Source organism: Gryllotalpicola kribbensis (assembly GCF_039538245.1).
Classification (GTDB): domain Bacteria; phylum Actinomycetota; class Actinomycetes; order Actinomycetales; family Microbacteriaceae; genus Gryllotalpicola; species Gryllotalpicola kribbensis.
On sequence record NZ_BAABBX010000015.1, the window covers coordinates 126,217 to 140,100 of the forward strand.

Sequence of the window (13,884 nt, forward strand, 5' to 3'; positions counted from 1 at the left end):
GATTACCACACGTAGGCGAGGACTTCCCCGCCGACGCCCTTCTTCTCAGCCTGACGGTCGGTGAGCAGACCGGAGGAGGTGGACAGGATGGCGACACCGAGGCCACCGAGGACGGTGGGGATCTCGGTCGACTTCGCGTAGACGCGGAGGCCGGGCTTCGAGACGCGCTTGATGCCGGCGATGGAGCGCTCGCGGTTCGGGCCGAACTTGAGCTCGAGCGTGAGGGTCTTGCCCACGCGAGCGTCGGCGACGGACCAGTCGGAGATGTAGCCCTCTGCCTTGAGGATGTCGGCGATGTGCGCCTTCAGCTTCGAGTGGGGCATCGACACGGTGTCGTGGTACGCAGAGTTCGCGTTGCGCAGACGCGTCAGCATGTCTGCGACCGGATCAGTCATGGTCATGACTAGTGATTCCTTTGTTCACCAGGTTTCGCCGGCCGTTACACGAACGACGACCTGTGGTGGTGGGGTGAAGCGGATGCCTCACCCGGTTGCTCCCGAAGAAGGGAGTAGACCCGCTGAAGGCGGGGCCTGCGCGGCATCCCTAGAGATACTTGGCACAAACCCCGCCATCCTAGCGGTCGTACCTGAGTGCGCGACTCAGGGGACGGTTACGCGGCCTGCTCGTCCGTCTTGAACGGGAAGCCGAGTGCGCGCAGCAGGGCGCGACCCTCGTCGTCCGTCTTGGCGGTGGTGACGACCGTGATGTCGAAGCCGCGGACGCGGTCGATCTTGTCCTGGTTGATCTCGTGGAAGATCGACTGCTCCTGCACACCGAAGGTGTAGTTGCCGTGGCCGTCGAACTGACGGTCGGACAGACCGCGGAAGTCGCGGATGCGCGGCAGCGCGAGCGACAGCAGGCGGTCCAGGAACTCCCAGGCGCGGTCGCCGCGGAGGGTGACGTGCGCACCGATGGCCTGGCCCTCGCGCAGCTTGAACTGCGCGATGGACTTGCGCGACTTCGTGACCTGCGGCTTCTGACCGGTGATCAGCGTCAGGTCGGCGATCGCGCCGTCGATGATCTTGCCGTCACGGGCGGCCTCGCCGACACCGGTGTTCACGACGACCTTGACGAGGCCGGGGATCTGGTGCGGGTTGGTGAAGCCGAACTGCTCCTTGAGAGCAGGCGCGATCTCGCTCTGGTACTTCTGCTTCAGGCGGGGCTGGATCTTGCCAGCCGCCGCAGCAGTGGTGTCGGTCATTACAGGTCCTTACCTGACTTCTTGGCGTAGCGCACGCGGACGTTCTTCGTGATGCCGTCCTTGGTGACCGCCTCGACCCGGTGGCCGACGCGGGTCGGCTTCTTGGTCTCGGGGTCGACGAGCGCGACGTTGGAGATGTGGATCGGAGCCTCGACGGTCTCGAGACCGCCGGTCTTCGAGCCGCGCTGGGTCTGGCCCACCTTGACGTGCTTCGTCACGAAGTTGATGCCCTCGACGACGACGCGGTTCTCCTCGGTGATGACGCGCAGGACCTTGCCCTGCTTGCCACGGTCGCCGCCGCGCGCCTGCGTGGCGCCGGCGATGACCTCGACGAGGTCGCCCTTCTTGATCTTGGCCATGGGGACTAAATCACCTCCGGGGCGAGCGAGACGATCTTCATGAACTTCTTGTCGCGAAGCTCACGGCCGACCGGCCCGAAGATACGGGTGCCGCGCGGCTCGCCGTTGTTGTTGAGCACAACCGCGGCGTTCTCGTCGAACTTGATGTACGAGCCGTCGGCGCGACGGGTCTCCTTGACGGTGCGGACGATGACCGCCTTGACGACGTCGCCCTTCTTGACGTTGCCGCCGGGGATGGCGTCCTTGACGGTAGCCACGATGACGTCGCCCAGGCCGGCGTAGCGACGGTTCGAGCCGCCGAGCACGCGGATGGTCAGCAGCTCCTTGGCGCCGGTGTTGTCGGCGACCTTGAGACGCGATTCGGTCTGGATCATTACTTCGCCTTCTCCAGAATCTCGACCAGGCGCCAGCGCTTGGAGGCGCTCAGCGGGCGGGTCTCGTTGATGATGACGAGGTCGCCGATGCCTGCAGTGTTCTGCTCGTCGTGCGCCTTGACCTTCTTCGTGGTGCGCAGGACCTTGCCGTAGAGCGGGTGCTTCTTGCGGTCCTCGACCTCGACGACGATGGTCTTGTCCATCTTGTCGCTGACGACGTAGCCGCGGGCGGTCTTGCGGTAGTTGCGCGCCTCGGTGGCCTGCTCGGCGACCTCGGCCTCAGCCTTCTTGGTAGCCATGCCTATGCCTCCTCGGTCTCGGCAGCGGGCGCCTCAGCGGCCTCTGCCTTGTTCTCGGTGCTCTTGCCTGCGCCGGCGGGCTTCGAGCTCTTCTTGGCGGCCTTCTTCGCCGGGGCCTCGACCGGAGCCGGGACGGCGCGGATGCCGAGCTCGCGCTCACGGATGACCGTGTAGATGCGAGCGATGTCGCGCTTCACAGCGCGAAGGCGGCCGTGGCTCTCGAGCTGGCCGGTGGCCGACTGGAAGCGCAGGTTGAACAGCTCTTCCTTGGCCTTCTTGAGCTCGTCGGTGAGACGAGCGTCGTCGAACGTGTCGAGCTCGGCGGGTGCGAGCTCCTTGGAACCGATCGCCATTACGCGTCGCCCTCCTCGCGCTTGATGATTCGTGCCTTGAGGGGCAGCTTGTGGATGGCACGGGTCAGGGCCTCACGAGCGAGTTCCTCGTTGACGCCCGCGACCTCGAAGAGGACGCGACCCGGCTTGACGTTCGCAACCCACCACTCGGGCGAGCCCTTACCGGAACCCATGCGGGTCTCGGCCGGCTTCTTGGTCAGCGGACGGTCGGGGTAGATGTTGATCCACACCTTGCCACCACGCTTGATGTGACGGGTCATCGCGATACGAGCGGACTCGATCTGACGGTTGGTCACGTAGGCGGGGGTCAGGGCCTGGATGCCGAACTCGCCGAAGCTGACCTTCGTGCCGCCGGTCGCCTGACCGGAACGGCCCGGGTGGTGCTGCTTGCGGTGTGCAACCTTACGGGGGATCAGCATTATGCCGTGGCTCCTTCCGCGACCGGGGCCTCTGCCTGCTGGCCACGGGGGGCACGGCGCGGGCGGTCGTTGCGGTCGTTACGGTCGCGGCCGGGCCGGGAGGCCTGCTCGCGAGCGAGTTCCTTGTTGGTGATGTCGCCCTTGTAGATCCAGACCTTCACGCCGATGCGGCCGAAGGTGGTCTTCGCCTCGTAGAAGCCGTAGTCGATGTTCGCGCGCAGGGTGTGCAGCGGCACGCGACCCTCGCGGTAGAACTCGGAGCGGCTCATCTCGGCGCCGCCGAGGCGGCCGGAGACCTGGATGCGGACGCCCTTGGCGCCGGCGCGCTGCGCGCCCTGCAGACCCTTGCGCATCGCGCGGCGGAAGGCCACGCGGGCGGAGAGCTGCTCGGCGATGCCCTGGGCGACGAGCTGGGCATCGGCCTCGGGGTTCTTGACCTCGAGGATGTTCAGCTGGATCTGCTTGCCGGTGAGCTTCTCGAGGTCGGCGCGGATGCGCTCGGCCTCGGCGCCGCGGCGGCCGATGACGATACCCGGGCGGGCGGTGTGGATGTCCACGCGCACGCGGTCACGGGTCCGCTCGATCTCGATGCGGGCGACGCCCGCACGGTCGAGGGTGGTCGTCAGCAGCTTGCGGATCTTGATGTCCTCGCCGACGTAGTCGGCGTAACGCTGACCAGGCTTGGTCGAGTCCGAGAACCAACGCGACACGTGGTCCGTGGTGATGCCCAGACGGAAGCCGTAGGGGTTGACTTTCTGACCCATTACTTCGTCCCTTCGTCCGGAGTGGCCAGGACCACGGTGATGTGGCTCGTGCGCTTGTTGATGCGGAAGGCACGGCCCTGCGCACGCGGCTGGAAACGCTTGAGGGTGGTGCCCTCATCGACGAATGCGCGCGAGATGTACAGGTCCTGCTCGTCCAGGTACTGGTTCGAGGCATCCGCCTTCACGCGAGCGTTGGCGATGGCCGAAGCGACCAGCTTGTAGATCGGCTCGCTCGCGCTCTGGGGCGCGAACTTCAGGATGGCGAGCGCCTCCTGCGCCTGCTTGCCGCGGATCAGGTTGACGACGCGACGAGCCTTCTGAGGCGTGATGCGGATGTGTCGCACGCGTGCGATCGACTCCACCATTTCTTCTCCTCCTAACGTCGCCGCACTCAGCGGCGACGACCCTTCTTGTCGTCCTTCTCGTGTCCACGGAAGGTGCGGGTCGGAGCAAACTCGCCGAGCTTGTGACCGACCATGGTCTCGGTGACGAACACCGGGATGTGCTTGCGACCGTCGTGCACCGCGATGGTGTGGCCGAGCATGGCCGGGACGATCATCGAACGACGCGACCAGGTCTTGATCACGTTCTTCGAGTTGGCCTCGTTCTGACGAACCACCTTCTGAAGCAGGTGCTCGTCGACGAAGGGGCCCTTCTTGAGACTGCGGGGCATCTTCTAGTTCTCCTACTTCCGCTTCTTACCGGTGGGACGGCGACGCACGATGAGCTTGTCGCTTTCCTTGTTCGCGTGACGGGTGCGACCCTCGGCCTGACCCCACGGGCTGACCGGGTGGCGACCACCGGAGGTCTTGCCCTCACCACCACCGTGCGGGTGGTCGATCGGGTTCATCGCGACACCGCGGACGGTCGGGCGAACGCCCTTCCAGCGGAGGCGGCCGGCCTTGCCCCAGTTGATGTTCGACTGCTCGGCGTTGCCGACCTCGCCGATCGTGGCGCGGCAGCGGGCGTCGACGTTGCGAACCTCGCCCGAGGGCAGACGCAGCTGGGCGTAGGGGCCGTCCTTCGCGACGAGACGGACCGAAGCGCCGGCGGAACGGGCCAGCTTGGCGCCACCGCCCGGCTTCAGCTCGATCGCGTGCACGACGGTACCGGTCGGGATGTTGCGCAGCGGCAGGTTGTTGCCCGGCTTGATGTCGGCGCTGGCGCCCGACTCGACGACGTCGCCCTGCTTCAGGCCGTTCGGCGCGAGGATGTAGCGCTTGGTGCCGTCGAAGAAGTGCAGCAGCGCGATGCGCGCGGTGCGGTTCGGGTCGTACTCGATGTGGGCGACCTTGGCGTTGACGCCGTCCTTGTCGTTGCGACGGAAGTCGATGACACGGTACTGGCGCTTGTGCCCACCGCCGATGTGGCGGGTGGTGATGCGGCCCTGGTTGTTGCGGCCACCGGTCTTGGACAGCGGGCGGAGCAGCGACTTCTCGGGGGTCGATCGGGTGATCTCAGCGAAGTCGGCAACGGACGAACCGCGACGACCGGGGGTCGTGGGCTTGTAGTTACGAATAGCCATAGTTCTTCCTTTGCTCCTAGCCGACAGCCGTGAAGATGTCGATGGAACCGGACTTGAGCGTGACGATGGCGCGCTTGGTGTCCTTGCGCTTGCCGATGCCGAAGCGGGTGCGGCGGGTCTTGCCCTGACGGTTCAGGGTGTTCACCGTCGCGACCTCGACCTTGAAGATCGACTCGATCGCGAGCTTGATCTCGGTCTTGTTCGAGCGCGGGTCGACGACGAAGGTGTACTTGCCCTCGTCGATCAGGCCGTAGCTCTTCTCGCTGACGACCGGGGCGATGATGACGTCGCGCGGGTCCTTGTTGGCGGCCATTACTTGGTCACCTCCTGGTTCTTCGTCTTGGCGGCGACGAACGAGTCGTACGCGGCCTGCGTGAACACGACGTCGTCGCTGCGGAGCACGTCGTAGGCGTTCAGCTGGTCGGCGGCGAGCACGTGCACGGTCGGCAGGTTGCGGACCGAGAGCCAGCCGGCCTCGTCAGCGGAGTCGAGCACGACGAGCACGTTCTTGCCGACGCCGAGACCGGCGAGCAGCGCCTTGGCGGTCTTGGTCGACGGGGTGTCGACCGCGATGGCCTGGACGACGTGGACGCGGCCCGCGCGGGCGCGGTCGGAGATCGAGCCGAGCAGAGCGGCGGCGATCATCTTCTTTGGGGTGCGCTGGTCGTACTTGCGGGGCACGGGGCCGTGGACGACGCCACCGCCGGTGTGCTCAGGAGCGCGGACAGAACCCTGGCGGCTGCGGCCGGTGCCCTTCTGCTTGAACGGCTTGCGGCCGGCACCCGAGACCTCGCCACGGTTCTTGGTCTTGTGCGTGCCCTGACGCGCTGCGGCGAGCTGGGCGACGACGACCTGGTGGATCAGCGGGACGTTGGTCTGGACGTCGAAGACCTCGGAAGGCAGCTCGACGGAGCCGGCCTTCTTACCCTTCACGTCGAGGACGTCGAGAGTAGCCATGGTCTTAGGCTCCCTTCACTGCGTTGCGGACGAAGACGATGCGGCCGCGAGCACCGGGGACGGCGCCCTTGACGAGCAGCAGACCCTTCTCAGCGTCGACCGAGTGCACCGTCAGGTTCAGCACGGTCACGCGCTCGCCGCCCATGCGGCCGGCCATGCGCATGCCCTTGAACACGCGGCTCGGGGTCGACGAGGCGCCGATCGAACCGGGCTTGCGGTGGTTGCGGTGCGAACCGTGCGAAGCGGAGACGCCCTTGAAGTTGTGGCGCTTCATGACCCCCGCGGTGCCCTTGCCCTTGCTGGTGCCGACGACGTCGACGAGCTGGCCGGCCTCGAAGGTCTCACCGACGGTGAGCTCCTGGCCGAGCGTGTACTCGGAAGCGTCAGCGGTGCGCACCTCGGTGAGGTGGCGGCGCGGGGTGACGCCGGCCTTCTCGAAGTGGCCGGCGGTGGGCTGGTTGACCTTGCGCGGGTCGATCTGGCCGTAGGCGATCTGAACGGCGTCGTAGCCGTCGACCTCGGGGGTACGGACCTGGGTGACCACGTTCGGAGTGATCTCGACGACGGTGACGGGGATGAGCTTGTTGTTCTCGTCCCACACCTGGGTCATCCCAAGCTTCTTGCCCAGCAGGCCCTTGACGTTCTTGGTCTTTGCAGACATATGTACCGGGCCCCCTTACAGCTTGATCTCGATGTTGACGTCAGCCGGCAGGTCGAGACGCATGAGCGAGTCGACGGCCTTGGGCGTCGGGTCGATGATGTCGATCAGCCGCTTGTGCGTGCGCTTCTCGAAGTGCTCGCGGCTGTCCTTGTACTTGTGGGGCGAACGGATCACGACGACCACGTTCTTCTCGGTCGGAAGCGGCACCGGGCCGACGACGGTCGCACCCGCGCGGGTCACCGTGTCGACGATCTTGCGTGCCGAGGTGTCGATGACCTCGTGGTCATACGACTTCAGTCGAATGCGGATCTTCTGTCCCGCCATCACTGACTCGCTCTCGTGTAAGGCGTCTTACGAGCTTCCGGCTCGCATTGGACGCGACGTGCTCCGAACGGACTGCCGCTCGAAGCTCGTGGTGTAGCACCACTGTTCGGTTTTCAACGCTTGGCCCCGACGCAGTGCGGCCCGGGCACAGATGTGTCCGGGACTTCCGGTGTCGGATTTTGGCGAGGTGTTCTGCTGCCCGCGGCCTAACCTGAACCGAGCGACTCGGCGGCTATGCACTGCCTGGCAGTGATTCGGCGAGAGCTGAGCCCGTCGGCCGAAATGTTGAACCATACAAGTTTGCCAGATGAACAGGGATGCTGCAACCCGGGCGTGTCGCGGATCAGCCCCGGCATCCGGGCATGGAAGAGGGGCTGAGCCCCGACCGACTCAGCCCCGACTGCGTGCGGCTACTTCCGCGATTCCACCACTGCCGGCTGCGGCTTGCGCGCAGCCATCAGACGCGCCGTGACGATTCCGCCTGCGCCGACGGTGAGCGCCGAGACGACGAAGACGGACAGCGCCAGCGGGCGCGTCGTCTCGGTGGGCTCGGCGATGGGAATGAGCGCATCCTCCATCACCGGAACGACCTCCTGAACGACGGCGATCGGCTCCGGCTCAGCGGCCGCAGCCGCCGCAATGGCCGGACCGCCCATCAGCACACCCGTGAACAGCAGTCCCGTCGCGGCGATCAGCGCGCCCACTCGGCGCACAAGCCGACCCCGTCGGCCGGAGCGCGTCGATGTCTCAGTCATTGGAATGTTCCCTTCCTCTACGTTCGAGAACATCCTAACACATGTTGTATCTATGTCGCATGCCTGCAACGCGCAAAGAGAAGGGGCCGGGCCCGAAGGCCCGACCCCACTCAGGAGATCGAAGTAAGAGGACTTACTTGATGATCTTGGTGACGGTACCGGCGCCGACAGTGCGGCCACCCTCACGGATGGCGAAGCCGAGGCCCTCCTCCATGGCGATGGGCTGGATCAGCTCAACGTGGAGGTCGGTGGTGTCACCCGGCATGACCATCTCGGTGCCCTCGGGGAGGGTGATGACGCCGGTCACGTCGGTGGTGCGGAAGTAGAACTGCGGACGGTAGTTCGCGTAGAACGGGTTGTGACGGCCACCCTCGTCCTTGGACAGGATGTACGCGGTGCCCTCGAACTCGGTGTGCGGCGTGACCGAACCCGGCTTCACGACGACCTGACCGCGCTCGACGTCCTCGCGCTTGGTGCCGCGGAGGAGCAGACCACAGTTCTCGCCGGCCCAGGCCTCGTCGAGCTGCTTGTGGAACATCTCGATACCGGTGACCGTGGTCTTCTGCGTCGGGCGGATGCCGACGATCTCGACCTCGGAGTTGATGGCGAGCGTGCCACGCTCGGCGCGGCCCGTCACGACGGTGCCACGGCCGGTGATGGTGAAGACGTCCTCGATGGGCATGAGGAACGGCTTGTCACGGTCACGCACCGGGTCGGGGATCGACTCGTCGACGGCGTCCATGAGGTCGAGGATGGACTGGGTCCACTTCTCGTCACCCTCGAGGGCCTTGAGGCCCGAGACGCGCACGACGGGGGCGTCGTCGCCCGGGAAGCCCTGCGAGGACAGCAGCTCGCGGACCTCGAGCTCGACGAGCTCGAGGATCTCCTCGTCGTCGACCATGTCGGCCTTGTTCAGCGCGACGAGCAGGTAGGGAACGCCGACCTGCTTGGCGAGAAGAACGTGCTCACGGGTCTGAGCCATCGGGCCGTCGGTGGCGGCCACGACCAGGATCGCGCCGTCCATCTGGGCAGCACCGGTGATCATGTTCTTGATGTAGTCGGCGTGACCCGGGGCGTCGACGTGAGCGTAGTGACGCTTCGGCGTCTCGTACTCGACGTGCGAGATGTTGATCGTGATACCGCGCTGGCGCTCCTCGGGAGCTGAGTCGATCGAAGCGAAGTCACGCTTCACGTTCACGGCCGACGGGTACTTCTCGGCGAGAACCTTCGAGATCGCGGCGGTCAGAGTGGTCTTGCCGTGGTCGACGTGACCGATCGTACCGATGTTGACGTGCGGCTTGGTCCGCTCGAACTTGGCCTTAGCCACTGTGGGTCCTCCTCAGGACTCTCGTGTAGAAGCTGCGGCCGACGCGCGCCGACCGGACATTCTACGGGGATCTTCTCTATGTTACGGGATAACTACCGGGCGTTTCAGCGCCCGGTTCGCGGCATCCGCCTGGCCTCGATCTCCGTCGCGCGAGCGAGTCGATCGGCGGCTGAACGGATGCCGCGCCGGGGCTTACTCGCCCTTGGCCTTCTGGACGATCTCGTCCGACACGTTGCGCGGAACCTCGCCGTACGTCTCGAACGTCATCGAGTAGACGGCACGGCCGGCGGTGCGCGAGCGCAGGTCGCCGATGTAGCCGAACATCTCGGACAGCGGGACGATCGCGCGGATCACCTTCACGCCCGCGGCGTCGTCCATCGACTGGATCTGACCGCGACGGGAGTTCAGGTCGCCGATGACGTCGCCCATGTACTCCTCAGGGGTACGGACCTCGACGGCCATCAGCGGCTCGAGCAGCACGGGCTGAGCCTTGCGCGCAGCCTCCTTGAAGCCCATCGAGCCGGCGATCTTGAACGCCATCTCGGACGAGTCGACCTCGTGGTAACCGCCGTCGGTGAGGGTCGCCTTGACGCCCACCATCGGGAAGCCGGCGAGGATGCCGCCCTGCATGGCCTCCTGGAAGCCGGCGTCGACCGACGGGATGTACTCGCGGGGGACGCGGCCACCGGTCACGGCGTTCACGAACTCGTAGGTCGTCTCAGCGGTGACCTCGAGCGGCTCCAGCTTGAACTGGATCTTCGCGAACTGGCCGGAGCCACCCGTCTGCTTCTTGTGCGTGTAGTCGTGACGCTCGACCGTCTTCTTGATGGTCTCGCGGTAGGCGACCTGCGGCTTGCCGACGTTCGCCTCGACCTTGAACTCACGGCGCATGCGGTCGACGAGGATGTCGAGGTGCAGCTCGCCCATGCCCTTGATGACGGTCTGGCCGGTCTCGGGGTTGAGCTCGGTGCGGAACGTCGGGTCCTCTTCGGCGAGCTTCTGGATCGCGGTGCCCAGCTTCTCCTGGTCGGCCTTGGTCTTCGGCTCGATGGCGACCTCGATGACGGGCTCGGGGAAGGTCATCGACTCGAGGACGACGGGGCTCTGCGGGTCGGCGAGGGTGTCACCGGTGGTGGTGTCCTTCAGACCGATGACCGCGTAGATGTTGCCCGCGGTCAGCGACTCGACCGGGTTCTCCTTGTTGGCGTGCATCTGGAAGATCTTCCCGATGCGCTCCTTCTTGTCCTTGGTCGCGTTGATGACCTGCGCGCCCGACTCGAGGTGGCCCGAGTAGACGCGGACGTAGGTGAGGCGGCCGAAGAACGGGTGCGCGACGACCTTGAACGCGAGAGCCGAGAACGGCTCGTTCGCGTCGGCGTGGCGCTCGACGATCTTCTCCTCGTCGCGGACGTCGTGGCCCTGGATCGACGGGACGTCGAGCGGCGACGGCAGGTAGTCGATGACCGCATCGAGCATGGGCTGCACACCGCGGTTCTTGAAGGCCGAGCCGCAGAGCACGGGGTAGACCTCGGAGGCGATCGTGAGCTTGCGGATCGCGCCCTTGATCTCGGCCTCGGTGAGCTCTTCGCCGCCGAAGTACTTCTCGAGCAGCACGTCGTCGCTCTCGGCGACGGTCTCGAGCAGCTTCTGGCGGTACTCCTCGGCCTTCTCGGCGAGGTCGGCGGGGATCTCCTGGACCTCGTACTTCGCGCCCATGGTCACGTCGCCCTTGGCGTCACCCGGCCACACGAGGGCCTTCATGGTGATCAGGTCGACGACACCGATGAAGTCGCTCTCGGCGCCGATCGGCAGCTGCAGCACGAGCGGCTTGGCGCCGAGGCGGTTCACGATCGTGTCGACGGTGAAGTAGAAGTCGGCACCGAGCTTGTCCATCTTGTTGACGAAGCAGATGCGGGGAACGTCGTACTTGTCGGCCTGACGCCAGACGGTCTCGGACTGGGGCTCCACGCCCTCCTTGCCGTCGAAGACCGCGACCGCGCCGTCGAGGACGCGCAGGCTGCGCTCGACCTCGACGGTGAAGTCGACGTGGCCGGGGGTGTCGATGATGTTGATCTGGTTCCGGTTCGCGTCGTTGTTCGCCGCGTACGTCGGGGCCCAGAAGCAGGTCACGGCGGCGGACGTGATCGTGATGCCGCGCTCCTTCTCCTGCTCCATCCAGTCGGTCGTCGAGGCGCCGTCGTGGGTCTCGCCGATCTTGTGGTTCACGCCCGTGTAGAACAGGATGCGCTCGGTCGTGGTGGTCTTACCGGCGTCGATGTGCGCCATGATGCCGATGTTGCGGACCTTGTGCAGGTCCGAGAGCACGTCTTGTGCCACGGGGTTCCTCCGGATGGATGGTGAAGGGGGAAGTTTGGTTTCAGGCGGGTGAGCGGAGCTCGTGGCATCCGCCCACCCGCCCGATCGCTGTTACCAGCGGTAGTGCGCGAAGGCCTTGTTCGACTCGGCCATCTTGTGCGTGTCCTCGCGGCGCTTCACCGCGGCGCCGAGGCCGTTGGACGCGTCGAGGATCTCGTTGGTGAGACGGTCGGTCATGGTCTTCTCACGGCGGGCCTTGGCGTAGCCGGTGAGCCAGCGCAGCGCCAGGGTGTTCGCACGGTGGGGCTTGACCTCGACCGGGACCTGGTAGGTCGAGCCGCCGACGCGGCGGGACTTGACCTCGATGGTCGGGCGGACGTTGTCGAGCGCCTTCTTGAGCGTGGCGACCGGGTCGTTGCCGGTCTTGGCCTCGACGGCCGAGAGCGCACCGTAGACGATGTTCTCGGCGAGGCCCTTCTTGCCGTCGAGCAGGATCTTGTTGACCAGCTGCGAGACGACGGGCGAACCGTAAACCGGGTCGGCGACGACCGGGCGCTTAGGAGCGGGACCCTTGCGAGGCATTACTTCTTCTCCATCTTCGCGCCGTAGCGGCTGCGAGCCTGCTTGCGGTTCTTGACGGCCTGGGTGTCCAGAGCGCCGCGGATGATCTTGTAGCGGACACCGGGAAGGTCCTTCACACGACCGCCGCGAACGAGCACCATCGAGTGCTCCTGCAGGTTGTGGCCCTCACCGGGGATGTACGCGGTGACCTCAGTGCCGTTGGAGAGCTTGACGCGAGCGACCTTGCGGAGCGCCGAGTTCGGCTTCTTCGGGGTGGTGGTGTACACGCGCGTGCACACGCCACGCTGCTGGGGGTTGGCCTTCAGGGCCGGCGCCTTGGTCTTGACGACCTTGGGGGTGCGACCCTTGCGGACCAACTGCTGAATAGTTGGCACAAATGCTCCTTGTTAGTGCTGCACGGTGACAGCGGGTTGATGGTGTTTTTCCATCGGGATCCACCGGCGAATTCGATCGAATTCAACCTGCATTGCGTGGTGGATATGCCGTGGGAGACCCTGGACTGCGCCCAGGCGTTCTCTGAGTCGTGTGACCAACACTGCGTCGTTTGACGGACACTGCGTCGCTTGGTGAACGGAGCTCGGACACGCCGAGCGCGCACGCCAAAGCGCACACCCGATCAATGGTATCAGGTCAGCGACCCTGACGTGTCGGTGTCGGAGTAGTTCGCCGAGGGCACGAAATGGACCGTGCCCGATGCGTCGGGGACGATGGTGCCCGCCACGCTGAACGGATTGGAGCCCGTCGTCGCGGTGCCGCTCAGGCCGCCCTTCGAGGCGTGCGCCGTGAAGGTGATGTAGCCGGGGCTGCTCGTCGTGACCGGCCAGCCGGCGAGCTGCGCGCTCCACTCCCCCACGCGGACCGACGGCTGGCCGTCGATCGTCCAGTGCCCGTCGGTGTAGGTGACGGATTCCTCGGGCACGGCGCGGAACGGGCATCCATCAGGCCGCAGCTCGCTCGACGCGGCGCACTGCGCGATCCACTCGGCCACCTGCTCGCGTGCTGCGCTCTCGCCGCTGTCGGCGAGGGTGAGCCGGATGACGGCAGGTGCGGGTCGCGCGGCGGCGAAGGTCGCGAGGGCGGTTGCGGGGGTGCCGGTCACCTGGCCGCCGCCCGCGAGCGCGGCACGGTAGGCACCGGGGAGCACGTGCTGGGTGACGGTGCCGTGCGACGCGGTGAGCGCGACGCCGGCGACCGTGACGCGCAGGTCGACGGATGCCTCGAGCGAGACCGTGATCTCGGGAAGCTGCTGCTTCGCGAGTCGCCACGGGGCGAAGGGATTGTCGTCGGCGCGCTCGACCTCGAAGGAGGCGACGTAGCTGCCGGTGCCCTGCGTGATGCGGGCCCGAACAATGCCGCTGTCGCCTGCGGAGCTCGCGTCGAGCACCGTGAAGGCGCTGGGGCGCTGTGCGGCAGCGCGGTACGCCGCATCCGTCAGCAGCTTGTCGCCGTCGGCCGGCGTGATGCGGCCGAGACGCAGCGCCCGCGCGACGTCGCCGGCGGTGACGGCCTGCAGATAGGCGCGAACGGGGCGCTCGGGCGACGCCTCGCGCACGGCGGGCGGCAGCACGACGACCGCAGCGAAGACGGCGGCGACCACGGCCAGCACGGCGACGATCACGACCGCCAGCTGGCTGCCGGTCAGGGGGCGCGCGCGCGAGGAGGACACCC

21 protein-coding genes are annotated in these 13,884 nt (G+C 66.4%); all 21 read right to left on the reverse strand.

The features are described 5' to 3' along the window. Positions 1–2 precede the first annotated feature (2 nt). The 21 genes from rpsH to ABD716_RS10155 all read right to left on the reverse strand — a co-directional run bounded on the left by rpsH (position 3) and on the right by ABD716_RS10155 (position 13,882). Positions 3–401: a 30S ribosomal protein S8 gene (rpsH, locus tag ABD716_RS10055; RefSeq protein ID WP_344776416.1), complete on the reverse strand. Its 399-nt coding sequence runs from the start codon at positions 399–401 to the stop codon at positions 3–5. A 209-nt stretch (positions 402–610) separates the two neighbouring features. Further along, positions 611–1,201 (reverse strand): 50S ribosomal protein L5, encoded by a 591-nt coding sequence (gene rplE, locus ABD716_RS10060; RefSeq protein WP_344776418.1) that lies wholly within the window; start codon positions 1,199–1,201, stop codon positions 611–613. Beyond that, positions 1,201–1,560, reverse strand: coding sequence for a 50S ribosomal protein L24 (gene rplX, locus ABD716_RS10065; RefSeq protein WP_344755212.1), 360 nt, complete (start codon positions 1,558–1,560; stop codon positions 1,201–1,203). Before rplX ends, rplE begins: the two co-directional genes overlap by 1 nt. A 5-nt stretch (positions 1,561–1,565) precedes the next feature. Then, the gene (rplN, locus tag ABD716_RS10070) at positions 1,566–1,934 is read right to left on the reverse strand and encodes a 50S ribosomal protein L14 (protein WP_120788511.1); all 369 of its coding nucleotides are present in this window, start codon (positions 1,932–1,934) and stop codon (positions 1,566–1,568) included. Continuing rightward, positions 1,934–2,233: a 30S ribosomal protein S17 gene (gene rpsQ, locus ABD716_RS10075; protein WP_344776420.1), complete on the reverse strand. Its 300-nt coding sequence runs from the start codon at positions 2,231–2,233 to the stop codon at positions 1,934–1,936. Before rpsQ ends, rplN begins: the two co-directional genes overlap by 1 nt. Before the next feature lie 2 nt (positions 2,234–2,235). Then, positions 2,236–2,586, reverse strand: a complete 351-nt coding sequence (gene rpmC, locus ABD716_RS10080) for a 50S ribosomal protein L29 (protein ID WP_344776422.1) — start codon at positions 2,584–2,586, stop codon at positions 2,236–2,238. Beyond that, positions 2,586–3,005 (reverse strand): 50S ribosomal protein L16, encoded by a 420-nt coding sequence (gene rplP, locus ABD716_RS10085; RefSeq protein ID WP_120788514.1) that lies wholly within the window; start codon positions 3,003–3,005, stop codon positions 2,586–2,588. The genes rpmC and rplP overlap by 1 nt, the downstream gene beginning before the upstream one ends. After that, a complete protein-coding gene (gene rpsC / locus ABD716_RS10090) occupies positions 3,005–3,769 on the reverse strand; it encodes a 30S ribosomal protein S3 (RefSeq protein WP_344776424.1) in 765 nt (254 codons plus the stop codon). Before rpsC ends, rplP begins: the two co-directional genes overlap by 1 nt. Further along, complete coding sequence (gene rplV, locus ABD716_RS10095) at positions 3,769–4,134, reverse strand: 50S ribosomal protein L22 (RefSeq protein ID WP_120788516.1); 366 nt, start codon at positions 4,132–4,134, stop codon at positions 3,769–3,771. Before rplV ends, rpsC begins: the two co-directional genes overlap by 1 nt. A gap of 26 nt (positions 4,135–4,160) precedes the next feature. After that, on the reverse strand, positions 4,161–4,442 hold the full coding sequence (gene rpsS / locus ABD716_RS10100; protein ID WP_022882686.1) for a 30S ribosomal protein S19: 282 nt from the start codon (positions 4,440–4,442) through the stop codon (positions 4,161–4,163). Between the two features lie 12 nt (positions 4,443–4,454). Beyond that, a complete protein-coding gene (gene rplB / locus ABD716_RS10105; RefSeq protein ID WP_344776426.1) occupies positions 4,455–5,294 on the reverse strand; it encodes a 50S ribosomal protein L2 in 840 nt (279 codons plus the stop codon). Positions 5,295–5,310: 16 nt separating this feature from the next. Then, positions 5,311–5,607 carry a 50S ribosomal protein L23 gene (gene rplW / locus ABD716_RS10110; protein ID WP_344776428.1) on the reverse strand — a complete coding sequence of 99 codons (297 nt, stop codon included), beginning with the start codon at positions 5,605–5,607 and terminating at the stop codon, positions 5,311–5,313. Continuing rightward, positions 5,607–6,251 carry a 50S ribosomal protein L4 gene (rplD, locus tag ABD716_RS10115; protein ID WP_344776430.1) on the reverse strand — a complete coding sequence of 215 codons (645 nt, stop codon included), beginning with the start codon at positions 6,249–6,251 and terminating at the stop codon, positions 5,607–5,609. Before rplD ends, rplW begins: the two co-directional genes overlap by 1 nt. Before the next feature lie 4 nt (positions 6,252–6,255). Continuing rightward, the gene (gene rplC, locus ABD716_RS10120; RefSeq protein ID WP_344776432.1) at positions 6,256–6,912 is read right to left on the reverse strand and encodes a 50S ribosomal protein L3; all 657 of its coding nucleotides are present in this window, start codon (positions 6,910–6,912) and stop codon (positions 6,256–6,258) included. A 15-nt stretch (positions 6,913–6,927) separates the two neighbouring features. Beyond that, the gene (gene rpsJ, locus ABD716_RS10125) at positions 6,928–7,236 is read right to left on the reverse strand and encodes a 30S ribosomal protein S10 (protein WP_027479364.1); all 309 of its coding nucleotides are present in this window, start codon (positions 7,234–7,236) and stop codon (positions 6,928–6,930) included. A 410-nt stretch (positions 7,237–7,646) separates the two neighbouring features. Next, the gene (locus ABD716_RS10130; RefSeq protein ID WP_344776434.1) at positions 7,647–7,991 is read right to left on the reverse strand and encodes a hypothetical protein; all 345 of its coding nucleotides are present in this window, start codon (positions 7,989–7,991) and stop codon (positions 7,647–7,649) included. A gap of 133 nt (positions 7,992–8,124) precedes the next feature. Beyond that, complete coding sequence (gene tuf, locus ABD716_RS10135; RefSeq protein WP_344755237.1) at positions 8,125–9,318, reverse strand: elongation factor Tu; 1,194 nt, start codon at positions 9,316–9,318, stop codon at positions 8,125–8,127. Between the two features lie 192 nt (positions 9,319–9,510). Then, entirely contained in the window at positions 9,511–11,655 is a 2,145-nt protein-coding gene (gene fusA, locus ABD716_RS10140) for an elongation factor G (RefSeq protein WP_344776436.1), read from the reverse strand. Positions 11,656–11,745: 90 nt separating this feature from the next. Next, positions 11,746–12,216, reverse strand: coding sequence for a 30S ribosomal protein S7 (rpsG, locus tag ABD716_RS10145; protein ID WP_344776438.1), 471 nt, complete (start codon positions 12,214–12,216; stop codon positions 11,746–11,748). After that, positions 12,216–12,590: a 30S ribosomal protein S12 gene (rpsL, locus tag ABD716_RS10150; RefSeq protein ID WP_022882694.1), complete on the reverse strand. Its 375-nt coding sequence runs from the start codon at positions 12,588–12,590 to the stop codon at positions 12,216–12,218. The genes rpsG and rpsL overlap by 1 nt, the downstream gene beginning before the upstream one ends. 251 nt (positions 12,591–12,841) lie before the next feature. Beyond that, complete coding sequence (locus tag ABD716_RS10155; RefSeq protein ID WP_344776441.1) at positions 12,842–13,882, reverse strand: hypothetical protein; 1,041 nt, start codon at positions 13,880–13,882, stop codon at positions 12,842–12,844. Positions 13,883–13,884: the final 2 nt, after the last annotated feature.